Origin of the sequence: Burkholderia sp. LMG 13014, from assembly GCF_905232215.1 — a bacterium.
GTDB lineage: Bacteria > Pseudomonadota > Gammaproteobacteria > Burkholderiales > Burkholderiaceae > Burkholderia.
Genome location: NZ_CAJNKE010000048.1, coordinates 1 through 23,827 on the forward strand (window position 1 = coordinate 1; position 23,827 = coordinate 23,827).

Genomic DNA, 23,827 nt, shown 5'->3' on the forward strand with positions numbered 1-23,827 from the left:
TTTCTCGATCCGCGCCGCATCGCCGGCTTCGCGCGATGCTTCTCGTCGCGGCTCTGCCCGCACGCGTCGTCGGCCCCAGCGCCCGTGCCCCCCGTGCCGCAGGCATTGTTGGTACGATCGCGCGTATCGTTCACGCCGGCGCAGCGAGCCTCAACCCGCCGGCCATCGGTCGCGCGGCCGCACGCTGCGCGGCCACGTTCGGGAGAAACGGTTCATGCTGCAGGCGTTCGCGGTCTTGCTGACCTTCCAGTGTCTCGGGGAAGGCGTGTCCTATCTGTTCGGCCTGCCGGTGCCGGGCCCCGTGATCGGCATGCTGCTGCTGTTCGGCTTCGTGATGCTGCGCCCGCAGGTGGCCGACGCGATCGAGCCGACCGCGCTCGAACTGCTGCGCCACCTGTCGCTGCTGTTCGTGCCGGCCGGCGTCGGCATCATGGTGTCGGCCGACCGCGTGCGCGGCGACGCGGTCGCGGTCGTCGTCGCGCTGGCCGTCAGCACCACGCTCGCGATCGCCGTGACGGCACTCGTCACGCGCGCGCTGCTGCGCCGCCAGCGGCGCGCTGGCGGCACGGCGGAGGGCACGCAATGACGGCCTTCCCGAAACTCGGCGCGATCTGGGTCTATCTCGCCGCGACCCCGTTGCTGGGCCTGACCATCACGCTGATCGCGTATCTGTTCGCGCAGGCCATCTATGCACGGGCGCGCTTCAACCCGCTCGCGAACCCGGTGCTGATCGCGGTCGCGCTGATCGTCGTGCTGCTGACGATCACGCATACGCCGTATCCGACGTATTTCGAAGGCGCGCAGTTCGTCCACTTCCTGCTCGGCCCCGCGACCGTCGCGCTCGCGCTGCCGCTGTACCGCCAGTGGTCGAAGCTGCGCCGCGCCGCGGTGCCGCTGCTGGTTGGCCTGCTCGCGGGTTCGCTGACCGCGATCGTGTCGGCGGTCGGCATCGCGGCGCTGTTCGGGGCGTCGCACCAGACGATCGCGTCGCTCGCGCCGAAATCGGCGACGACGCCGATCGCGATGGCCGTCGCCGCGGAAATCGGCGGGATTCCGTCGCTTACCGCCGTGCTCGTGATCTCGACCGGGATCTTCGGGGCCGTGTGCGCGCGCGGAATCCTCAACGCACTGCGCGTCGACGAGCCGGCCGTGCGCGGGTTCGCGCTCGGCGTCGCGTCGCACGGGATCGGCACCGCGCGTGCGTTCCAGGTCAGCGAGGAGGCCGGCGCGTTCGCCGGGCTCGGAATGGGGCTGAACGGCGTGCTGACGGCTTTCGTCGTGCCGATCCTGCTGCCGGTGTTGTCGCGCTGGATCTGAGCGCAGGCCCGGTCAGGCCGGGTTATCGGTTTCCCTGATGGCGCAGGCGCGGTGCCGGAACGGCGGCGCACGCGGTGCGCATGTATCGTGGCCGTTATCGGGAGAATTCAGGAACGCACACGGACAAGTGCATACTGATCGGCTAACGTTGCATCGGCTCCGATGTCGCAAGCGGTCGCGTGCGCGCCGGTGTCTGACCCACAACCAACAATCGACAAGGAGATCCGGCCATGAAGAAGTCTCGCGTGGTTTCGGTGGCAGTGGCAGTAACGGCGTCGTTCGGTCTGCTGTTGGCCGCCGCGCCGGCGGCATACGCGCAGGATCCGGCGTCCGCGCCGACGCAGAAGCAGGTCGACAAGGCGCAGAAGAAGGCGGCCCGCAAGGCCGCCCGGGCACGGCATGCGTCGGACCTGAAGGCGATCGGCACGGGTAGCGGCTACCGGCTGACCAACGACCAGAGCAACTATCCGCAGAACGCCGCGCAGAAGGCGCCCGCGACGAAAGCGGCGCCGGCCGCGCCGGCGTCGGGCCAGTAACGGCCTGGCCCGGGCCCCGGCACAGCGCAAACGGCGCCGGATCGACCGGCGCCGTTTGCGCGTGTGCGGGGCCGCCCGAACGGTCGGGCCGCCGCGTTACGACGCGAGCTTGCTCGCGATTTCCGCGACGTGCTTGCCCTGGTAGCGTGCGATGTCGAGCTCGTTCGCGCTCGGCTGGCGGCTGCCGTCCGCACCTGCGAGCGTGCTCGCGCCGTACGGCGAGCCGCCGGTGATTTCGTTCATGTTGACGAGGCCGCTGCATGCATACGGCACGCCCACGATCACCATCCCGTGGTGCAGCAGCGTCGTGTGGAACGACGTGATCGTCGTTTCCTGGCCGCCGTGCTGTGTGCCGGTCGACGTGAACACGCTGCCGATCTTGCCGACGAGCGCGCCCTTCATCCACAGGCCGCCGGTCTGGTCGAGGAACGTGCGCATCTGGCCGGCCATGTTGCCGAAGCGGGTCGGCGTGCCGAAGATGATCGCATCGTAGTCGGCGAGTTCGTCCACCGTCGCGACCGGTGCAGCCTGGTCAACCTTCACGCCGATCGCCCGGGCCTGGTCGGCGGGGATCGTTTCCGGCACGCGCTTGAGCGTGACCTCGACGCCTGCCACCGATTTCGCGCCTTCCGCGATGTGCTGCGCCATCGTTTCGACGTGCCCGTAGGACGAGTAGTAAAGAACGAGTACCTTGGCCATCTTGCGATTCTCCGATTAAAAGGGCCCCGCGTTCAGCGGGGCCCGGTTTCCCGAACGGGCTTTATGCCCACTCGGCCGTTACTTCGACCGGACGCAGGTCGAACACCAGCACTTCGGCATCCTTCCCGTCGGCGAACGTCAGCGCCTGTTCGCCGCGGACGCGCGCGCCGTCGCCTTCGCCGAGCGTCACGCCGTTGACCGTCACGCTGCCGCGTGCCACGTGCACGTACGCAAAGCGGTCCGGCGCCAGTTCCAGCGTCGCGCGTTCATCGCCGTCGAACAGGCCCGCATAGATCCGCGTGTCCTGCCGGATCTGCAGCGAACCGGCGTCACCGGCCGGCGATACGACGAGCGCGAGCTTGCCGCGCTTGTCGCTGGCCGTGACATTCGTCTGCTGATAGCGCGGCTCCGCACCTTTCTCAGCCGGCCCGACCCAGATCTGCAGGAAGTGAACCGGCACTTCCTTCGAGTGGTTGAACTCGCTGTGGCGCACACCGGTGCCGGCGCTCATCAACTGCACGTCGCCCGGCACGATCACCGACCCGGTACCCATCGAGTCCTTGTGTTCCAGCGCGCCCTCGAGCACGTACGACAGGATTTCCATGTCGCGGTGCGGGTGCGTGCCGAAGCCGCCGCCCTGCGCGACTCGGTCGTCGTTGATCACCAGCAGGTCGGAGAAGCCGACTTGCTTCGGATCGTAGTAGTTCGCGAACGAAAACGTATGACGGGAGCTGAGCCAGCCATGCTCCGCACGGCCACGTTGGTTTGCTGCACGGATTTCGATCATGATTTTTGTTCCTCAAGACGCCGGACCTCGGAAGTGGGCCCAGCCGTTCGTTGAGATGAATCTTAGGTCAATCGATTTGACAAATAAATGACTGAGGAGATAATGACTGTCGCTATGGAGTGGACAATATGGAACTCAACGATCTGAGGATCTTCGTCGCGACGGTCGATGCGGGCAGCTTCACGGCGGCGGCCGATCAACTGATGCTGTCCAAGCAGTTCGTCAGCCGCCGCACGATGGCGCTGGAGGCGTCGCTCGGCGTGCGGCTGTTGCATCGGAACACGCGCAATCTCGCGGTGACCGAATCGGGGCAGGAGTTTTACGCGCGCGCGCAGCGGATCCTCGCGGAAATCGCCGACGCCGAGCAGGCGATGTCGGTGCGCAGCACCGAGCTGCACGGGTCGCTGAAAATCAGCGCGCCGCTGTCGTTCGGGATTACGCACGTGTCGCCGCTGATCGCCGAATTCCTGTCCGCGCACCCGGCCGTGCGTCTGAACCTCGATCTGACCGACCGGCGCGTCGACGTGATCGGCGAGGGCTTCGATCTGGTGCTGCGGATCGGCTCGCTCGAGGATTCGACGCTGATCGCGCGCCCGCTCGGCGCGTGGCGGATGATCGCGTGTGCGAGCCCCGCCTATCTGAAGCGGCAGGGCACGCCGGCGACGCCGGCCGATCTCGCCGGCCATACGTGCTTGCTGTACGGGCGCGAGCGGCGGGTTGGCTGGGAATTCCGCATGGACGGCGCGGCGCGCACGTTCGACGTGCAGGGGCCGCTCGTCGCGAACAACGGCGAAGTGGTGCGCGACGCGGCGATCGCGGGGCTCGGCATCGCGCTGCTGCCGCACTTCATCGTCGGCACGGCGCTCGACAGCGGCGCGCTCGTGCCGGTGCTCGACGCGTATGCGCCGTCGCCGATCACGCTCAATGCGGTATTCCCGCAGCATCGGGAAGGGTTCGTCACGCTGCGCACGTTCATCGGGTTTCTCGCGGAACGGCTCGGAGAGGCTGCGCCCCCGGCGAAGGGCGGGGCCGGCCGGGCGCGGTAGCGGGCACGTTTGCGGGGAATGAAGGTGTTATTCTCCGCAAAAATTGCGGAGAATATTGAATCGTGCGGTCAATCGATGGGATAATCTCCGCATCATGAGCGGAGATTACACCTACATCTGGGAGTCGGCCGACTGGCCTGCGTGGCGCTTCGACCTCCCGGCACTGGCGACGCCACTCGCCGACGTCAGCCGTGCGCAAGGTATGCTGGCCGGGCGGCTGGCCGATGTCGGCCTGGCGTTGCGCGACGAGGCCAGCCTCGCCGCGCTGACGGAGGACGTCGTCAAGACCAGCGCCATCGAGGGCGAAAGCCTGAACGTGGCATCGGTCCGGTCGTCGATTGCGCGCCGGCTCGGCGTCGACATCGGTGCGCTGGCGCCGGTCGATCGCCACGTCGAGGGCGTGGTCGACATGGTGCTGGACGCCACGACCCACGCGGCGGCACCGGTCACGGACGCTCGTCTGTTCGGGTGGCATGCGGCGCTGTTCCCGACCGGCTACTCGGGGATGTCGCGCATCACGGTCGGTGCGTGGCGAACGGATGCAAGCGGGCCGATGCAGGTCGTGTCCGGGCCGATCGGCCGGCAGCGCGTGCATTTCGAAGCGCCTCCAGCCACGCGCCTGACTGGCGAGATCGCGCGCTTCCTCACGTGGCTCAATGCCGCGCCGGTCGAGCCCTTGCTGATCCGGGCCGGCCTGGCCCACCTGTGGTTCGTCACGCTCCATCCGTTCGACGACGGCAACGGCCGGATCGCGCGCGCGCTCGGCGATCTGGTGCTGGCGCGCGCCGACCGGAGTCCGCAACGCTTCTACAGCCTGTCGGCGCAAATCCAGCGCGAGCGCAACGCGTATTACGACGTGCTGGAGCGTACCCAGCGCGGCTCGCTCGACGTCACGGAATGGCTCGCGTGGTTCCTGACCGCGCTCGGCAGGGCCATCGATCACGCGCACACGACGCTCGATGCGGTGCTGGTCAAGGCGCGCTTCTGGCAGCGCTGTGCCGGCTTCGCGATGAACGAACGTCAGGTCAAGGTCATGAATCGCCTGCTCGACGGCTTCGAGGGGAAGCTGACGACCACCAAGTGGGCGGCGCTCGCGAAGTGCTCGCAAGACACGGCGCTGCGGGACATCACGGAGCTCGTCGAGCGTGGCGTGCTGCGTCGCTCGTCGTCCGGCGGCCGGAGCACGAGTTACGAGCTGGCGCCGTTCGACGGCTGACACCGGCTCGTGTCATGACCGGCAAGCGTCGATCGTGACGGAGCGGGGTCGCGTTGGCGCTTCGATCATTTCCGCAATGACCGGGCAGCAGGTCGCTGGCCCAAGCGATTGCCCGCGTCTGGCACTATCCCGCGCCATTTTGTCTTCGAATACTGGATTCGACGCCGGATGTCGTCCACGCGACATTCGCCGCCCCGCGTGCGGCCCTGCCGCACGAACCCGTTTTCGAGGAGACACGCATGCTCAGGTATCTGATCGGCATCGGTATTCCGTATCTCGGCGTGATGGGCCTGCTGCCCTGGGTGGCCGCGCAGGACCGCTACGTGCTGGGCGTGCCGTTCATCTTCATGTGGATCTTCGCGTGGTTCGTGCTGACCTCCGGCTGCCTGTTCGCGTGCTGGATGCTGTTCGATCGCCGCGCGAGCGGCGCCGCCTAGCGCGCATCCGCTGTCCCGCGGACCGCCGGCCGCCCGCGCTTTCCGGCGAACCCTACGCTTTCCGTTCTTTCGCAGAGGTGCGCATGTCAACGGTCGTCTTCGCCGCGCTGATCGCGCTGTCGCTCTATCTCGCCATCCGGTCCGGCCGTGGCCGCGGCAAGCAGAGCGTGCATGACTTCTTCGTCGCGTCGCGCCAGTTCGGCACGGCGCTCGTGTTCTTCCTGACCGCCGGCGAGATCTACAGCATCGGCACGATGGTCGGCTTCCCCGGCGGCATCTACGCGAAAGGGCCGACCTACGGCGTGTGGTTCCTCGGCTACATCCTGCTCGCCTACCCGATCGGCTATTTCGTCGGCCCGAAGATCTGGGAGGCCGGCAAGCGTCACAACGCGATCACGCTGCCCGACCTGTTCAAGGGCCACTACCGCAGCCGCGGGCTCGAGCTGGTCGTTGCGTGCGCATCGATCCTGTTCCTGATCCCGTGGGGGCAGCTGCAGTTCACCGGGCTCGTCGCGGCGCTGAAGGGGCTCGGCTGGCATGTCGAACCGCTGTACCTGATCCTCGTGTGCGCGGCGCTCGCGTTCACCTATATCGCGATCTCCGGCGTGCGCGCGTCGGCGTACATCGCCATCCTGAAGGACATCCTGATGCTGCTCGCGATCGTCGTGACGGGCGTCGCCGTCGCGTGGCAGGTCGGCGGCGTGCATCCGGTGTTCGACGCCGCGAGCCGGCAGGTCAGCAACACGATGAGCGGATCGCAGCTGCGCTTCTCGATGAGCACGATGCTGTTCCAGTCGCTCGGCTTCTACCTGATGCCGTTCGCCGCGCAGAATTTCTTCACCGCGCGCGGGCCGAACGCGATCCGGCGCACGCAGGTCGTGATGCCGCTGTACATGCTGATGTATCCGTTCCTCGTGATCGCGTCGTACTACGCGATCACCGCGAATCTGACGCTCGCGTCGCCGAACGATGCGTTCTTCGCGGCCGTCACGCACCTGCTGCCCGGCTGGCTGATCGGCCTCGTCGCGGCCGGCGCCGCGCTGTCGGGGCTGCTCGTGCTGGCCGGCATCTGCCTCGCGATCGGGCCGATCGTCACGCGCAACCTGATGCCGAACCTGCCCGAGTCGCGCCAGAAGCGTGCGGCGAAATACGTGATCGTCGGCTACCTGCTGCTGTCGATCGCGACCACGCTGCTGACGCCGAACCTGATGCTCACGCTGATCAACACCACGTACTACGGCGTCACGCAGTTCCTGCCGGGCGTGCTGATCCTGCTGGCGGGGCGCCAGGTGCGGCCCGTCGCGGTCGGGGCCGGGATGATCTGCGGCCAGGTGCTCGCGATGATCTTCTACGTGTTCCATGTCGACTTCGGCGGCATCAACCTCGGCCTCGTGTGCCTCGTCGTCAACGTGCTCGTCGTCGCGGCCGTGCATGTGATGCTGCACGGCCGTCCGGTGAAGCACTACGCCGTATCCTGAACCATCGGCGTTCCGCCGCAAGGAGAACCGCATCCCATGCAAGCATCCGCAATCCCGGCCGCGCCCGTGACGGTGTTTACGGCCCGCCGCATCCTGACGATGAACCCGGCGCAGCCGTCGGCCACGCATGTCGCCGTGCGCGACGGCCGCATCCTCGCGGTCGGCGATGCCGCCGACGTCGCCACGTGGCAGGCACGGTTCGGCGCGTGCATGACCGACGATACGCTGCGCGACAAGGTGCTGATGCCGGGGCTCGTCGAAGGGCATTGCCACCTGATGGAAGGCGCGATGTGGGACGCGGTGTACGTCGGCTACTACGACCGGCGCGGCCCCGACGGCACGCTGTGGCCGGGGCTGCGTTCGCTCGACGCGGTGCTCGAACGGCTCGCGGACGCCGAGCGCGCGATGACCGACGACGGGCCGCTGCTCGCGTGGGGCTTCGATCCGATCTTCTTCGGCACGGCGCGGCTGACGACGTGCGAACTCGATCGCGTGTCGGCGCAGCGGCCGATCGCGATCCTGCATGCAAGCGTGCACCTGATGAACGTGAACGGCGCGATGCTTGCGCGCGCGGGCATCGACGAGGACACCGACATCGACGGCGTGACGCGCGATGCCGATGGCCGTCCGACCGGCGAGCTGCAGGAGTTCGCGGCGATGCTGCCGGTCTATCAGACGATCGGCGGCAAGCTGGCGATCTCCGCGAGCGAGAAACCGCACGCGATCTGGAATTTCGGGCGCGTCGCGCAGCTTGCTGGCGTGACGACGGCCACCGATCTCGTCAACGACCTGTCGGCCGACGGTAACCGCACGCTGCATGAAGTCACTGCCGATCCGGACTACCCGGTGCGGATCGTGCCGGCGTTCGCGCCGCAGCGCAATCCGGCCCGCTCGGCCGACAGCGTGCTCGCGGAGATCGAGCGCAATACCGACAAGCTGCATTTCGGGCCCGTGAAGTTCATCGTCGACGGCTCGATCCAGGGCTTCACCGCGCGCGTGCGCTGGCCCGGTTACGCGGGCGGGCAGCCGAACGGGCTGTGGCTGATTCCGCCCGCACAGCTCGTCGACGTGTTCGAGCCGTTCCATCGCGCGGGGCTGCAACTGCATGTGCATACCAACGGCGACGAAGCGACCGACGTCGTGCTCGACGCGATGGCGACGCTGCTCGCACGCCACCCGCGCCCCGATCATCGCCATACGCTGCAGCATTGCCAGATGGCGGACGCCGCGCAGTTGAAGCGCATGCGTGCGCTCGGGATGTGCGTGAACTTCTTCGCGAATCATCTGTACTACTGGGGCGATGCGCATTACAGCCAGACCATCGGCCCCGATCGCGCGAACCGGATGGATGCGGCCGGCTCCGCGCAGCGGCTCGGCATTCCGTTCGCGCTGCATTCGGATGCGCCGATCACGCCGCTGAATCCGCTGTTTACCGCATGGTGCGCGGTGCAGCGCGAGACGGCGTCGGGCCGCGTGCTCGGCGAAGGCGAGCGGCTGGCGGTCGACGATGCGCTGCATGCGATCACGCTCGGCGCGGCCTATACGTTGCGGATGGATCATCTCGTCGGCAGCATCGAGATCGGCAAGCTCGCGGATTTTGCGGTGCTCGACGACGATCCGTCGGTGTGCGCGCCCGCGCGCCTGAAGGACCTCGCCGTGTGGGGCACGGTGCTGGGCGGGCGCGTGTTCCGGTCGCCGCGATGAGCATGCCGGTTGCGCCCACCGAGGCCGCGCGTGCACCGATCGACCTCGCGGTGATCGGCGGCTATCTCGGCGCAGGCAAGACGACGGTCGTCAACGCGATCCTGCAGGCGCGGCATGGCCGGCGCATTGCGGTGCTCGTCAACGATTTCGGCGCGGTGAACATCGATGCGCGGCTCGTGCGTGCGCGCGGCGACGACGTGATCGAGCTCGACAACGGCTGCATCTGCTGCACGATCGGCGGCGCGCTCGTCGATGCACTGACGCGCGTCGCGACGCGCGACGCAAGGCCCGAACTGCTGCTCGTCGAAGCGAGCGGGGTGGCCGATCCCGCGAAGATCGCACAGATCGGACTGCTGAACGGTGCATTCCGGTTGACGTCGGTGCTCGTCGTTGCCGATGCGCTCGCGTGGCGCGATACGCTCGCCGATCCGCTCGTCGGCGCGATGGCGCAGCGCCAGCTCGACGGCGCGGGTGCGATCGTCGTGACCAAGCTCGACCGCGTGGCGCCGGCACGGCGCGACGCGGTGCTGGACGACGTGCGCGCGTGCGCGCCGACCGATATCGTCGTCGCCGCGCGACATGGCGAGATTCCGCTCGCGCTGCTGTTCGACGCGGCCGTGCCCGATCGCCCGAGCGTGCCGGATATCGTGCGTGCGCACCGGCCGATCGGTCAGGACACGATGCCGGCGTTCGCGAGCGTCACCGTCGCCGCGCCGGATGTGCTCGACAAGGTGCGGCTGCGCGCGTGGTTGAAGGCGTTGCCGCGCACGATCCTGCGCGCGAAGGGCATCGTGCGCGTGGCCGATGCGAAAGGGGCGGTTGCCACGCGCGTTTGCCAGGTTGCCGCGCGGCGCATCCGGTTCTCGTCGATGGCGGACGAAGGGCTGGCCGAGCACGACGGGGAGGGCGTGATGGTCTTCATCGGGATCATCGACGCGGCGGCGCAGGCCGTGTTGCGCGACGGCATCGTGCAGTGCAGCGTGACTGCCGAAACGGTTGAGCCGACAGGCTTCCAGTCAGTCAAGTAAGGCATCCGTAATAAGCGACGCCGCATGGCAGAAGGCGCGAATCCGCCTTCGGCCGAAGTAACAATTTTCCCAGTGAGTCTGCACAGGGCTTTGTGGTATACGTCTGAGCTTATCGCGACACGTTGCGGTGGGCACGGACATCGACCGGCCCTTCTTTTGATGACGCACGTCAGGCGCACGAAGGGCCCGCGGCACTTCGCGCCCGGATCAAGGGATAAAAACAATGCAGAACACAGCACAAGCCCTGAGAGACCTTGCGCTGGGCCCGCAGCACAACCGGCAAGTGCAGCTCAGCTTTCCGGACGATAACGCGCCTTACAGAATCCTTCTGCCGAACGCATTCGATGGGGTTGAATCCTTATCGAAGGATTTCGCTTACACGATCGAAATCCTGTCGGACAACGATCATCTCGAGCCGAAGGATTTCATCGGCAAGCGCGTGACGCTGAGCCTGTTGCGCGGCGACGGCTCGCAACGATATTTCAACGGGCATATCTTCGCGTTTCGGCACGTTCGCACGGACGGCGGCTGGGTGTTCTACGAGGTGCATGTCGGGCCCTGGCTGCGCTATCTGAAGTACGGCAAGCACAATCGCTTGTTCCTTGACCAGAATCTGCACGAGCAGACGGCGACAGTATTTCAGGACTACAGCATATTGCCCGAGTGGGCGTGGAAGGTCGGCGAGAACGATCCGCCGATGACGATGGCCTGTCAGTTCGACGAAGACGACCACAACTACGTGCATCGGCGCTGGGAACACGCGGGTTATCTGTACTGGTACGAGCACACGGCGACGTCGCACAAGCTGACCGTCTCCGATCCGACGCGTCCCGCACCCGCGATCGACGGCAAGCATCATGAAATCCGCTTCCACAATGGCATGGGCGCGGAGGAGGCGGACAGCATTCTGAGCTGGTCGCCAATCCAGCAGACAACGTCGACGCATGCGGAACTGTCCCGCTTCGACTTCAAGGCCCCGACACCGACCCACGTTCAAACGAGCCTGTTGAGCCCCGACGCCACGCTGCCGCAACTCGAATGGAACGAGTACGTCGGCGCGTACGGCTACCGGAACATGGACCACGGCTATCAGGTCGTCAATCGCCGGATGGAAGAGATCGAAGCGACGATCAAGCGCTTCGACGCCAAGGGCAACAATCGCTTCGTGCAGCCGGGCCGCTGGTTCAGGCTCACGGACCGTTACGGGTCGGCGCTGAGCCGCGACCAACGCGACGACGAATACCTGATCGTCTCGGTCCGGCACGTGGCGACCAACAACTATCTGCAGGACACGGGTGTGCTGGCGGAATACCGCAACACGTTCACGTGTGTTCCCAAGGCGACGCCATGGCGGCCGGGGCGCGGCTTCAATAGCGTCCAGACGAAGATTCTCGCGCCGCAGACAGCGACCGTCGTGGGTCAGTCCGGCACGAGCATTCACACGGACGAACACGGCCGCGTGCTGGTTCAATTCCACTGGGATCGCAACGGCAAGTATTCGACATGGGTGCGGGTCGCGAGTGGCTGGGCCGGCGGCGGCCAGGGGATGGCGGCGTTGCCCCGGATCGGGTCCGAAGTGATCGTGCAATGGCTTGACGGCAATCCGGACCACCCGATCATCACGGGCCGCATGATGAACGCGCGCAACGTGCCGTCGTGGAAACTGCCGGACGAGCATGCGCTGACGGGCATTCGCAGCCGGGAACTGAACGGTGCCGACGGCAACGCGTCGGCGGGCCGCAGCAATCACCTGATTTTCGACGATACGGCCAACGCCATTCAGGCGCAACTTCGATCCGACCATGCGGCGAGCCAGCTCTCGCTCGGCAAGATCACCCGCGTCGAGGATTGGCAGGGTCGAAAGGACGCGCGCGGCGAGGGCTTCGAACTGCGTACCGACCAGGTGGGCGCGATCCGTACCGGCAAGGGCATGGTCATCAGCACCGAGGTGCGTCCTGCCGCGCAGGGGCACCTGTCGGACGTGAGCGAGCCGGCATCGCGCCTGACCAACGCGCAGACCCTTCATGCGCAATCGGCCAGGCTCGCGCAGCACTATCAGGCGCAGGACAGCGGAGCGGACCAGACGCCGATCGCCGATGCGCTGAAATCGCAGGTGGATGGCATTCAGGGTGCGGGGGCGACGGGCAGCAGCGACAAGGGTGACTTCCCGGAGCTCGAAGAAGCGCACCTGCTGTTGGCCGGCGCGGCAGGCATTGCCGTCACGACCCCCGCCACGGTGCACGTCACGGGTGGGCAGCACGTGGGTGTCACGGCGGGCGATAGCCTGTCGGTCGCGACCGGCAAGTCGTTTTTCGCGAGCGTGTCGGACAAGTTCTCGCTGTTCGTGCACAAGATGGGCATGAAGCTGATCGCCGCGAGCGGCAAGGTGCAAGTGCACGCAGAAAACGACGAGCTGGAATTGCTGGCGAAGAAGGTTGTCGCGATCATCAGCACGACGGACTGGATCAACCTCACCGCCAAGCAGGGGATTCGCCTGACTGCGGGTAATAGCCAGTTCGAGGTCAGCGCGAAGGGTATCGTGGGCTACACGCCAGGCGAAAACAGGATTCACGCCGGCAGTCACGATACGGTCGGGCCGCAGAGTGTGCCGGCGAAGTTTCCGGGTTCGGATTTGTGTGCACCGATCGCGGGCGACGCTGCGCAGGCCGGTCAGGCTTCGGTTTCGCTCTCCTGATCGATGAACATGTCTGCCCCCGCCATGCAAATCGCCGTGGATCAGTCGGAACCGCTCACATCGGGCTATCTGCTGGTCGAGCCGGCGACGCTCGATTACGCGCCCGATCTTGCTGCACTCGATATGCGTCCTTGCACGCCGCGCGTGCTCGCACATCGCGAAGAACTGATGCCAAGGCTGATCGATCTGGGTTCGCTCGATGCGGACGTTCAGCAGAAGGTCACGCAGTTCTGGCATGGAGAAATCGACGCCGAACGCCCACCCGTTGCTTGCGCATGGATCAAGAGCGCCGTTGATATCGACGCCGTCGCCGCGCATATTGCGCGCTATCTGGTCGGCCCGGATGCGGGTGGCGAGCCTGTTTTCTGGCGGCACTACGATCCGCGCGTGTTCGCCCTGGCGTTGGCGATTTTCAGTCCGGACCAGCAGCAAGCGCTTCTGGGCCCGATACAGGCGTGGCAGTTCGCATGGGCGGGTCACATATGGCACGTCGACGGCCCCGGTGTCGAAGCCGATCCCGCCGGGCAGTCGCTTGGCTGGCCGCGCGTCGATCAATGGCCGCGCATCAATCGAAGCGAAATCGTCGATCGGATACGCCGCCGATTTTCAGGTTTCTCGGTGTGGCAGGCCGCAAGGTTTCCGTCCATGGCCGACTCGTTTCTCAACGCCGCTGCGGCGAACGGCCACCATTCCGCTACCGATGAACTGGTTGACGCCGCGTGGCAACAGCTGTCGCATGAGCTTGCGAGTGAGTAATACCTGTTAACTCACTTGACCTAATTCCGAGGATCGACCATGCCCAGGAAAGGCTGTCCGATGTGCGACCGAGAGTCGCTGCTGATCTATCCGGTCCGATACGCGATCGCTTGTCCGCTGGGGGCGGCCAAAGCGCCCGCGCTATCCGGTCAATTCAAGATCGATGCCAACGCGCCACAGTCGGTCGGATCGGCCAAATATACGCTCCGCGCGTTGCGTCAGGGATACCTGTACACCTACGACGAGAAGCGAAAGCAACTGTTCGCATACATGGTCCTCGACGGCGGCGTGTTGTTCAAGTTTGCGCCGGATATCACGCCGCCCCTTGCGCAATCTGCAGAACGCCTCGCCGAGAGTAGTTGCCCATCCGGCAAGGATTGGGCCGGCTCGTACGGGCGTTGCGTCAATGTTCAACACACGCCGGGCAGCGACGAAGCGGGCAATTTCTGGATCGGCTGGTCCAATGTGTTATGGACCAAGGACCTTGTATATAACAAGATCAAGGACGAGAAATGGCGCAAGCTGCATATGCAATGCGTCAACGTCCCGGCCATGGTCGCTGGCACCGCGACCGATACCGGTGAATTTCAGGCCAGCCAGAAAAATATCGCGCATTTCGTGATGGACGGGCCGGCGATGAAGGACGCATTCGGGTTCAGCAACCGTGCACCCAAGGACGAGATCGCATTGCGGCGGAAGGACGTCGCCAAGATCATCCAGGGTGCGATGACCGAATCTCCGCTCAAGAAAGGTTTCGTCATCGCTGTCAACGATCCCGTTGGCATGACCAACGACCTTGCCGAACTGACCGTCCCCAACACGAACAGCGGTTTCGATAACGAGACCTACTGGAAATTCATTTCGGCCCAATTGCTGGAGCGCGCCGAAGCCAGCGTTCGATTGAACGCACGGGAAGAAACCCGGGCAAGTTACGCGTCGAGTGAGCTTGCAGCGCAGGTCGACGTCGATCCGATGGCGATGGCGCCCGGCGGGGGCGGCGGTGCTGGCGACATCTCGGGTGCGTACCGAATCGTGAAGGGGTGGTTCAGTACCGGTAGTCTGTCAAAGGCCCTGGATGAAGACGCCCGCCAGGCGCGGGACGTTCCCGGTGCGCAACGGAAGGCGGCTGACGAAGCCTGGGAGGAAGCGTCAACCAAAAAAGGAGCGGACAACAAACCCGTCAGCGTCATCGACATGAGTGCGCGTGACAAATTTCTCAACGAGGAGTACCCGCACAAGCTCGATGCGTTCAAGCCGTTCTGGCAACCGCTCGTGCAAGCGCATGTCGGCTGGCTCAAGTCAAAGTTGCTCGCGGACTGGATGGCCGGCACACATGACCCGAAGGACATCCGCAGCGGATATGCCTATAGCGAATCGTGTGCGCAAGCGATCGGTACGGCGGCGGGTACCGAGGAGTGCCAGAAGGTACTCAACGACTGGTTGAGCGGTCGGGCATCGGACACCGGCAACCTGTACGCACGTGCGTTGATGTTCAATCATGAGCAGCTTATCCAGGCCGCAGACGCGCAAGTGCATGGCTCCGATATCCAGTACGAAAATTTTATGAATATCTACAAGAGTGCATTCGAGGATATAGAAAAGAAGCATCAGGGGGCAAACCTGATCGACCGCCTTGTCTTTACCACCGCGAATACTTTCGTAAACATTCTTGCAAAGGGGCTGAAAGGACCCGCAGTCGGATTCGTGACCATTCGTCTGGCGCTACACGCGGGCACCCCAATCAAGGCCGCGCACATCACGCCAGCCCAAATGCGAAACTGGATCGTCAATCAGGGGGAGATGCTCGGTTTGCCAGTGGACAGCGACCAACTCAGCCAACAGGCCGCCGCAGCCAATATCCGCAAGGAGGTCGTGAAGGCGTCTCCGCCATCGGACCCGGCGGTGTTCGCGTACGAACTCGACACGGACGCATGGGTAAAGGCGGGCACGCTTGACGCGAGCGACGTCAAGGTCATCAAGGTCCCCGGTGTCGAAACGACTCGGAAATGGTTGGGCTCGTCGTCACCGTACAAATTCAACCAGGGGGTAGCCACGGCAATTTTCCAGCTTGCCACACTCACCTTTGCGTACAAGGATTACGCCGGCAGCGATCAGTTCAACCACGGCGAAAACCTGTTGAAGCTCACGGGCTCGCTCGTGTCGATTCTCGGCAATATCGTTGAATCCGTCTCTGAAACAGTCAAGGCCGCGCCTGCTCATCCGCTCTCGGCATACCTGATGAAGCAGTGGGCCGGTGCCGAAGGCTGGGCCGAGACAGGCGCGCGGGTAGGACGAACAATCGGCGCCGTCGCAGGCATAGTGCTCGCCGGCTATGATTTGTTAAAGAATATGCCCGAGGCTTATGCGAATAAAGAAAAAGGTCTTGCCAGACTCTATGCCATTGGCGGAGTTCTCGGTATTTACATATCACTATCGCCGTTCTTCTCGGTTTTGCCGGCAGTTATCGTTGCGTGGCTCCCTCCTTTCTGGATTGTTTTTGTTGCTGCGATCATCGTCGGCATCCTGATCGCTCACTTCAAGGCAGCGGCAATCAAGGACTGGATATCCCGATGCAGGTTCAGCAAAGGCGAGCACTATAGTTCATTGGATGATGAGCTGAAGGCATTCGATTCGGCAATCGGGGGGTGATGATGGATGAGCGTTTGATGAAGAAATGCATTGGCATGCCAGTTCCCGAGTGGGACTTGGCACATCGTCTGTCGATAAAACAACCTTCTGGTCCTGACATCCAGGATTTCGGATCGATCTTCAGCATCAACTCCGTATTCATGGATGTGATCGAACCTTCATTTCTGGAAAAGCAGTGGTTTATTACCGGTGTTGCGATCGCTTTTGTCGCGATGGGAATTGGGCCATATATTTATTATGTCACCCATCGCGATGGATCATCCGGTGACTTCGTGATGAACGGCATTGCCATTTTTGCAGTGTTGCTGTTCGGTTCGATCGTTTGGCAGCTAGGTCGCGGTCTGTTCTTTGGCCTGCGATACCGTCCGATTCGATTTCACCGTGAGTCGCAAAAGCTATATGCGATCCGGGCGCGACGCTTTTCCGCGAAGCAAGGCGAGGGGGATGTGGTTTGGGAGGCGCCCTGGACTGAAGATTCCATTTTTTGCCTGCATCGTGAAGACAGCCCGTTCGGGACGGTCTTTCACATCAGACATTACACGGTCGACGAACAAGGCAATGTGACGCAGGTGTTCTCCATCGGACGTGAATGGAGCGGCAAGATTCAGGTCAAGATGGCCCTGGCCGAGTGGAACTACTGGCGCAAATACATGAACAGTGGCCCCAACGGTTTGCCCAAGCCGATGTTGTTTCATACCCAGGATGAATCGCCGCGCGAGGCCTTCCTGTTTTCGCTCTACAGCTTCGGGATGCGTGCGCCCGTGTTCATCCGTCTGTTGATGATGCCGATGATCCTGATTTTCACGGCAATGCGCATGCTGGCGAATGCAACGTGTCGCGATCCGATCTGGCCGAAATCGATCGAGGAAATTTCCGTGGTCGCTTCGAACGACCCGTATGCGGAACCTCGCGCGGGCACCCCGGTTGGCTGGGGCGATACCGTCCTGGCACAGCAGCGCGGCGAATATCCGAATGATCCGAAGGCCCAGGTCGAGAACTGGACAAGTCGGGCCGACGGCATGGCGTATGCGGAGACATGGCTCGACGATCCAGCCGCCGAGATTTGAGAAGGTGGGAAGACGATGAAGGACGAGAACGGACGTGGCGTGATCCGCCTGCACGACAAGACGACCCACGGTGGCGAAGTGATCACGGCGAGCGACGATTTGACGGCACTGGGCGTGCCGGTTGCGCTGAAGGATCACCTGACATGGTGTCCAAAGTGCGGCGGACAGTTCAGGATTCTTCCGCAAGGAAGTACCCGCAACCATCACGGCACGCCGGTCGCCTTTCATGACGATTTGACGGAATGCGGCGCGCAGTTGATTTCGTCGCTTGAATGAAGGTGTCGCGCGTGAGCGGTTCGGTGGATCGGATGAACGGAACCGTGCATGATCGCGCTTGCTCGAACGCTCCGCGACCATTTTCGAGGCTCGGCAAGCGAAAGCGTACCGGACGGCTCGCGGCGCTCGAAGGCGCTTCGTGCCGGACGGGCCGATGAACTGTCATGTTCAGTGGCCGGTCCGTTCGGCGCAGACCGGCCGGGAACTGACGCGACGCGCGGCCAGGCCCGGCATGCAGTTGTTTGATCCGATCGCGAGCAGGCCGGATCGTCGCGACACGGCCGCCGCGCGGTCCGTTGGCTCGTATCCTTCTCGCTACGCACAACGATCGATGACGGCGCGTGACGGCCGTGAGGTCATGCCGGAACCAGGCCGTCCGAAACAGATCGAGGCTATTGCGGTGGGCCGCCGATCAACGCGTGTGCAGATGTCGGTTTCGTCGTGATCCTGTCCGAACCGATGGCACCTGGTGCGAAGGCCGATGGCCGTTTGGATCGCAGCAGACTTCATTTGCGTGACACGGTCCTGACTGTTTCTCGTCCGGGCGGCGTGCATGACGTTGCCGCTGGCCGCATCCGCATCAGCGCCGTGTGGGCGCGCTCGCGGGGCGCTTGGTGCGTAAGGGCGTTTGGCGGATCGAATGTTCCTTTTGTACGGTTCTTATTGAAATGAGGCAATCAAGTTGAACATGCCATTCCTGCGCCTGACAGCCGCGCTGCTGCCGCTGTTGCTGCCGCTGGCCACGCACGCGGCCGGCTTGGACTGCGCGAAAGCCGCGTCGCCAACCGAGAAGGCGATCTGTGCGGATGCGGCGCTGTCGAAGCTCGACGGCGAACTGGCGGCGGCGTGGAAGAAGGCGCTCGCGAAGGGTGGCGACACGGCTGCGCTGAAGGGCGCGCAATTGAAGTGGCTCAAGCAGCGCGACCAGTGCGGCGGCGACGAGCAGTGCCTCGGCGACCGCTACCGCGAACGGCTCGCGAGCCTGAACGGCACGCCGCTGGCCGCTGACCGTTGGCAGCAGACGTGGTACATGACGAGCGATAACCCGTCGTTCGGCGGCGTGCTGACGTTTACCGGCACGCCGCCGCGCTTGCATTTCGAGCTGGGCGGCACCAACGGCGCGCATACGGGCGGGCTCAACGGCGATATCGTGCTGCACGGCGACAGCGGTACCTACCGCAAGAACAAGTGCCGGCTCGATTTCGAACGGAAGGGTGGGCGCGTTGGCATCACGCAACACGGTGAGGATTTCGAGTGCGGTGCAGGGGCGGGCGTCTTCTACGACGGCGAGTATGTGACCGCGTCGCAGTTCCAGGTCCGGCCGGCGGCCGACCTGCTGAGCCTCAAGGTCGTCGCCGACGCGACCCAGAACGCGACCGCACACAAGCTGCTCGGCACCGACTATCAGACACTCATCGACACCGTCAATTACATCACCGACGAAGAGGATCTCGACGGGCTGAACGCACACGTGGAGTCGTACTCGGTGCGTGGCATCGCGACGACGAACGCAGCGATCGTGATGCGCCGCGGTAACGATCTGTGGATCGGGCTGCTCGTGTTCGACGCGCAAAGCAACGTCCGGATGCGCTATTACACGAACGTGCCGGCGTGGAAGAAAACCGTGCCGAAGACCATCCTGGCGTGGCATGACAATCTCGACAAGACGCTGCCGGTCGACGTGATGCAGTGACGAGCGGGCAGGACGGCCAAAGCCGCCCGGCCCGTCTTCATGCTTTTTGCACCGCGCGCGCCTGCGCCGGCGGTGCGGCCGATTCCCGCGTGCGCAATGCGGGCAGGGCGGCATGACCGGGCCCGATGTGCCGTGCTCGAGCGCATCGAGCGAGGCCTGCTCGGCCGGGCGTCCGATCGCATTGGTGTTGCCCCCCGTCGTCGTGACGGCGTGCCGCCGACACGACACCGACGCACGCTCCCGACTTCATCCATCCCATCGCGCCATCGAGCCGCCCGCAATCCGCAAGCCGCCGCGCGTTCCGTCGACGTGTTGCGATCCGCTACCGCTACCGCTACCGCTACCGCTACCGCTACCGCTACCGCTACCGCTACCGCCACCGCCACCGGCTGACCGGCGTATGTTCACGTCGGACGACAAAAGCACACAAATCTGATCAAACCACCTCGACGCTCTTGTAACGATTAGTAATATTATGCCGCGGAGCGTTTTTTACCGATGAACCGTTGAGTCCGCATCCGTTTCCCATGCAACACGTAACGACGACAAGCCAGCCGCCGATCCTGGCGGCACCGGTTGATGCGGTGCTGCACGCCGTGATCGACGAGGTCGTCCACCGGAGCGTGTCGGAAGCGACGACGCGCAATGGCTACATGCGATGTGCCGACTACGCGATCGTCGGTGCGCGGGTGCTGACGCTGCTGACCGGCCAACCTTACCGGCCGTTCGCGGGCGGGGAAGTGCTGGATTTCGGCGGCGGCAACCTGTATGCGCTGTGCACGACGCGCGAGCGGCGCCGTACCGCGCGGCATCTGTCGCAACTGGCGAGATATCACTGCTGGATCGAGGCGCGTCACGACGATATCGGCGGCCGCGCGCGCAAGGAAATCGTCGATTTCACGCTGCGCCACGACGAGACCGTGGCGAACAATCTGGGGATGCCGTTCGCGCGTGCGTACCAGGCGTATTTCTGGGGCTGGGACGACGAACACACGGTACCGGCCGAACTGCACGATCATCCGGTGTTCGCGAAACAGGGCCCCGTGTGGCGCTGGGCGGAGCGTGAATGCACGTCGCTGCTGCGCGCATACGAGCGCGAGCGGCCCGGTTATTTCGGGCGTCAGGTGTCGCGTGCGATCGACTTGTTCGCCGATCGCGTCGAAGGTCTCGGCTGACGGCACCCGCGCTTTCGGCGACCCGCGGGCAGGCCGCCGCCGTGCTTGCGTGAACCGGGGAAAGACGCCCGGCGACGCGCGGTTGCCGACCGTCGTGCGTGAACGATGTGTCGAGGCGCGATGCCGTGCGCGGCGGCGCGAGCCGGTCGAGCCGTCGCACGGCGGCCGCCGCCACGATGCGGCTGCGCCTTGTCGACCAACGCCTTCAGGATCTTCGCGACGGCCAGCGGCTCGACGCTGTCGTTCGACTCGACGAGGATCGCGCGATCATCGGACGGCCCGGACGCTCATCCCTTGTTCGCCAGCGTGCCGTTACTGTTGGCGCCGCCGAACAGCCGCGTCAGGTACTGCGTGTTCGAGTTCATTTTGGCCATCAGCGCGTTGAGCGCCGTGAACTGCGCCTGGTACTGCTTGGTCAGTTGCGACGCGTAGTCGGCCAGATCCGACTGCTGCTGCGTGACGCGCTTCAGGTCGGCGCCCAGCGCGTTCGTGCGCACGTCGATCAATCCGCCCTTCTTCGTGAAGGGGGCGATCTGCTCGGCCATGCGCGTGCCTATCCCGTTTTTCGGGTTGAACAGGTGCGCGACGCCCGACGGGTTGGCGGTCAGCGCAACGTCGAGCTTCGCGCTGTCGAGCTTCAGCGTACCGTCCTTCTCGAGCGAGATGCCGATCGACATCAGGTTGGTGTGCCCGTGGCCGCTCCCGTTGGCGACGCCGCGCGCGACGACCGACGCGAGCGAGTTGCGGATCGTGTTCAGCGTCGAATCGCCGAGCAGCACGCCCTGCGAGCTCGCCCCTGCCGTGAAGCTCGACAGCGTGCCCATCGTCTTGACGGCGGTGTTGTACAGGTTCACGAAATTCGTGATCGTCGTTGCCTGCGATTTCGTATCGGGGCTGACCGTCAGCGTCTGCGTATCGGTCGCGCTGACCGCGGCCGCCGCCAGGTTCAGCGTGATGCCGTTCAGCACACCCGACACCGCATTGCTGGCGCTCGTCGACGCGATGCCGTTGAGCGTGAACTTCGCATCCTGCGCGACGGTGCTCTGCCGCCATGCGGCCGCGCTGTTCGCCGACTGGATCGTCGACGCGCCGCCGGACGTGTCGGCGGTCGACGTGACGCCGAGGTTCGACAGACCCTTGTCGTCGGCCACGTTGCCGACCGCGACGCTGATCGCGTTCGCCGAGCCCGTCTTGGTCGATGCGAGCACGAGGTGCGCGCCGTCGGTGCCGTTGATGACCGTCGCGCTGATGCCCGGGTTGTTCTGCGCGGCATTGATCGCGGCCGCGATGCCCGGCAGCGTGTTGTTCGAGCGGTTGACGTCGACCTTGAACGACTGGCTGCCGAGCGACAGTGTCAGCGTGCCGGTGCCGAGCGCCTTGCTCCCGTCGACGCCCGACGAAGCCAGCGCCTGCGCGGTCGCGACCTGCGTGACGCCGACTGTGTAGATGCCGGCGACCGCCCCTGCGCTGGTCGTTGCGCTCAGGCCCTTGCCGCTCGCAACTGCGGTGAACGTCGACTGCAGCCCGCCGTTCGTCAGCGACGTGAGGCCCGCCTCGAGCGCCCCCAGTGCGGACGACAGCGCGCCGAACGCGGAAATATGCGTGGTGCCGGTTGTCTGCGACGCGGCAAGCGCCGCGGCCCGGCCGGCCGTTTTCGCGTTCACCAGCGTCTTGACGAGCGTGCCGACGTCCATCGACGGATTGCCGGTCGAGCCGTTGATGATCGATTGCGCGGCCTCTTGCATCAGGCTGCTCGTGTTCGCGCTGCTGCTCACGGGCGTGTTCGTTGCCATGGGAGGTCTCCGGTTGAAAAGCGATCCTGTGCGAGCGGCTACCGAGTCGGCGTGCAGGCTGTTTCCGGTGCGACGCGTTCCGGCGTTCACGGAAGGTGTCGGGGAAACGTAAGGACGTGCGCTATCGTATATTTAAATCGGCATTACTTGGTAATTTTTTGTAATGATTTTTGAGAAAAATGCAGATGGGTGATTGTCGGGGTGGTTTGAGATAAAAGTTGGCGTTTTATGGCAGGAAAAACATCATTTTGATTGTACTTTCTCAAGGATTTTTGCCGACTTTGAAAACTTGCAGATGGCGTGAATGTTTGACGAAAATTTTTAGCTTGCTTTGCTAAACAGCGGGCCGATCGACGGTGCCCCTGCCGAAAATCGAGTCCATGAGGCCTGGCGGCTCGACGGGTGTCTGCGAAGAAAATTGGAAAGACTCACTCGATGCGGAAACGAGCACCTACATTGGCGTTGTCATGGTTGTTCCAGAATTTTCCAGAGTCATAATTTCGGCGGCTACAAGATCTCCGGCGAAATTCATAGGCATATGCGCGCACGGTAGTTGAACGGAATTTCCGCAGACTCGTTATGTCGTCTTAATAGAGATCGCAGTAGTGGCCAGACGAAACCAGTTGATCGATTTTTTGCGGGACAGACATTCGGTTGCCGCGGATCGGGCATCTCGTGGCTGTCGCCGCGTGCGGCAGCGCTGCCGCATCACCGGCTTTCAACCAAACAGGCGGGCGAATGGGAACTTGGCAGTCCGGCGCCTGCGCAGTTCGCGGTGGTCACGGAGATCGTTGACTCCGTGACGTGGATCGGCCGGTATGTCACTGATTCGAATGACCGTCGCGCGCAATTCATCGAGGGGATGCACCGGATCGAGTGGCACGACCGTGCATTGCTCGCGGTACTGCGCGAACGATCACTCAGTGCTCCGGGGATGCCCGCCGGGTCGTGTCGAGGTGAGCTTTCGACATAGGTTCATCCTATGGCCGGCAGTGAGATCGAATATTTGCGCAACCCTCGGCGACGGGTTCAAATGCCATTTCCATAAGCGCATTCAATCAAGCCCAAAGCGTGAGCGTGTCTGTCGCAAACAGGCGGCACATCGTGTGGGCGGCCAAGGAGATAGCAGGTGCGAATTCTGGTGGCAGTCAAACGTGTCGTCGACTACAACGTGAAGGTCCGCGTGAAGTCGGACAACACGGGTGTCGACATTGCGAACGTGAAGATGTCGATGAACCCGTTCGACGAAATCGCGGTGGAAGAAGCGGTGCGCCTGAAGGAAGCGGGCGTGGCGACCGAAGTGATCGCCGTATCGGTGGGCGTCGGGCAGGCGCAGGAAACGCTGCGTACGGCGCTGGCGATCGGCGCGGATCGCGCGATCCTCGTCGAATCGAACGACAGCGTCGAGCCGCTGGCCGTCGCGAAGATCCTGAAGGCGCTGGTCGACAAGGAACAGCCGCAACTGGTGATCCTCG

Annotated in this window: 19 protein-coding genes and 2 pseudogenes; 17 read left to right on the top strand and 4 right to left on the bottom strand. The window is 64.2% G+C overall.

The annotated features are described in order from the left end of the window. The first annotated feature begins 214 nt into the window (after nucleotides 1-214). The 3 genes from JYJ84_RS08895 to JYJ84_RS08905 all read left to right on the top strand — a co-directional run bounded on the left by JYJ84_RS08895 (nucleotide 215) and on the right by JYJ84_RS08905 (nucleotide 1,853). Nucleotides 215-586, top strand: coding sequence for a CidA/LrgA family protein (locus JYJ84_RS08895; protein WP_114182512.1), 372 nt, complete (start codon nucleotides 215-217; stop codon nucleotides 584-586). After that, nucleotides 583-1,317 carry an LrgB family protein gene (locus tag JYJ84_RS08900; RefSeq protein ID WP_122950162.1) on the top strand — a complete coding sequence of 245 codons (735 nt, stop codon included), beginning with the start codon at nucleotides 583-585 and terminating at the stop codon, nucleotides 1,315-1,317. Before JYJ84_RS08895 ends, JYJ84_RS08900 begins: the two co-directional genes overlap by 4 nt. A 230-nt stretch (nucleotides 1,318-1,547) precedes the next feature. Next, nucleotides 1,548-1,853, top strand: coding sequence for a hypothetical protein (locus tag JYJ84_RS08905; RefSeq protein ID WP_122950161.1), 306 nt, complete (start codon nucleotides 1,548-1,550; stop codon nucleotides 1,851-1,853). A gap of 96 nt (nucleotides 1,854-1,949) precedes the next feature. Here JYJ84_RS08905 and wrbA read toward each other — a convergent pair whose 3' ends face one another. Continuing rightward, complete coding sequence (gene wrbA / locus JYJ84_RS08910; RefSeq protein WP_122950160.1) at nucleotides 1,950-2,552, bottom strand: NAD(P)H:quinone oxidoreductase; 603 nt, start codon at nucleotides 2,550-2,552, stop codon at nucleotides 1,950-1,952. 61 nt (nucleotides 2,553-2,613) lie between these two features. Continuing rightward, complete coding sequence (locus tag JYJ84_RS08915; protein WP_175223628.1) at nucleotides 2,614-3,339, bottom strand: pirin family protein; 726 nt, start codon at nucleotides 3,337-3,339, stop codon at nucleotides 2,614-2,616. A 128-nt stretch (nucleotides 3,340-3,467) separates the two neighbouring features. Here JYJ84_RS08915 and JYJ84_RS08920 point away from each other — a divergent pair, with 128 nt between their 5' ends. From JYJ84_RS08920 to JYJ84_RS08980, 13 genes are all read left to right on the top strand, one after another. After that, nucleotides 3,468-4,385: a LysR family transcriptional regulator gene (locus tag JYJ84_RS08920; RefSeq protein ID WP_122950158.1), complete on the top strand. Its 918-nt coding sequence runs from the start codon at nucleotides 3,468-3,470 to the stop codon at nucleotides 4,383-4,385. 94 nt (nucleotides 4,386-4,479) lie between these two features. Further along, nucleotides 4,480-5,601, top strand: coding sequence for a Fic family protein (locus JYJ84_RS08925; RefSeq protein WP_205169614.1), 1,122 nt, complete (start codon nucleotides 4,480-4,482; stop codon nucleotides 5,599-5,601). A 239-nt stretch (nucleotides 5,602-5,840) separates the two neighbouring features. Beyond that, a complete protein-coding gene (locus tag JYJ84_RS08930) occupies nucleotides 5,841-6,038 on the top strand; it encodes a DUF3311 domain-containing protein (RefSeq protein ID WP_043184006.1) in 198 nt (65 codons plus the stop codon). A gap of 83 nt (nucleotides 6,039-6,121) precedes the next feature. Beyond that, a complete protein-coding gene (locus JYJ84_RS08935) occupies nucleotides 6,122-7,516 on the top strand; it encodes a sodium:solute symporter (RefSeq protein ID WP_174959908.1) in 1,395 nt (464 codons plus the stop codon). A gap of 36 nt (nucleotides 7,517-7,552) precedes the next feature. Next, nucleotides 7,553-9,220, top strand: coding sequence for an amidohydrolase (locus JYJ84_RS08940; RefSeq protein WP_175223627.1), 1,668 nt, complete (start codon nucleotides 7,553-7,555; stop codon nucleotides 9,218-9,220). 2 nt (nucleotides 9,221-9,222) lie between these two features. Further along, a complete protein-coding gene (locus JYJ84_RS08945) occupies nucleotides 9,223-10,248 on the top strand; it encodes a GTP-binding protein (protein WP_175223626.1) in 1,026 nt (341 codons plus the stop codon). Nucleotides 10,249-10,471: 223 nt separating this feature from the next. After that, on the top strand, nucleotides 10,472-12,943 hold the full coding sequence (locus JYJ84_RS08950) for a type VI secretion system Vgr family protein (protein ID WP_175223625.1): 2,472 nt from the start codon (nucleotides 10,472-10,474) through the stop codon (nucleotides 12,941-12,943). 9 nt (nucleotides 12,944-12,952) lie between these two features. Further along, nucleotides 12,953-13,699: a DUF4123 domain-containing protein gene (locus tag JYJ84_RS08955; protein ID WP_175223624.1), complete on the top strand. Its 747-nt coding sequence runs from the start codon at nucleotides 12,953-12,955 to the stop codon at nucleotides 13,697-13,699. Between the two features lie 60 nt (nucleotides 13,700-13,759). After that, nucleotides 13,760-16,348 carry a T6SS effector BTH_I2691 family protein gene (locus JYJ84_RS08960; protein ID WP_236027707.1) on the top strand — a complete coding sequence of 863 codons (2,589 nt, stop codon included), beginning with the start codon at nucleotides 13,760-13,762 and terminating at the stop codon, nucleotides 16,346-16,348. Between the two features lie 17 nt (nucleotides 16,349-16,365). Further along, a complete protein-coding gene (locus JYJ84_RS08965; protein ID WP_236027706.1) occupies nucleotides 16,366-17,415 on the top strand; it encodes a DUF6708 domain-containing protein in 1,050 nt (349 codons plus the stop codon). Nucleotides 17,416-17,430: 15 nt separating this feature from the next. Then, nucleotides 17,431-17,691, top strand: coding sequence for a PAAR domain-containing protein (locus JYJ84_RS08970; protein WP_175223622.1), 261 nt, complete (start codon nucleotides 17,431-17,433; stop codon nucleotides 17,689-17,691). Between the two features lie 688 nt (nucleotides 17,692-18,379). Further along, nucleotides 18,380-19,384 (top strand): lysozyme inhibitor LprI family protein, encoded by a 1,005-nt coding sequence (locus JYJ84_RS08975; protein WP_175223629.1) that lies wholly within the window; start codon nucleotides 18,380-18,382, stop codon nucleotides 19,382-19,384. A gap of 527 nt (nucleotides 19,385-19,911) precedes the next feature. After that, complete coding sequence (locus JYJ84_RS08980) at nucleotides 19,912-20,559, top strand: hypothetical protein (protein ID WP_122950149.1); 648 nt, start codon at nucleotides 19,912-19,914, stop codon at nucleotides 20,557-20,559. 179 nt (nucleotides 20,560-20,738) lie between these two features. On the opposite strand, the pseudogene JYJ84_RS08985 reads toward JYJ84_RS08980, so the two are convergent. Beyond that, nucleotides 20,739-20,828, bottom strand: a pseudogene (locus JYJ84_RS08985) (electron transfer flavoprotein subunit beta/FixA family protein); the annotation flags it as partial. A gap of 18 nt (nucleotides 20,829-20,846) precedes the next feature. Continuing rightward, nucleotides 20,847-22,352 (bottom strand): flagellar filament capping protein FliD, encoded by a 1,506-nt coding sequence (fliD, locus tag JYJ84_RS08990; RefSeq protein WP_175223621.1) that lies wholly within the window; start codon nucleotides 22,350-22,352, stop codon nucleotides 20,847-20,849. 1,129 nt (nucleotides 22,353-23,481) lie between these two features. On the opposite strand from fliD, the pseudogene JYJ84_RS08995 reads away from it, so the two are divergent. After that, nucleotides 23,482-23,827, top strand: a pseudogene (locus tag JYJ84_RS08995) (electron transfer flavoprotein subunit beta/FixA family protein); the annotation flags it as partial.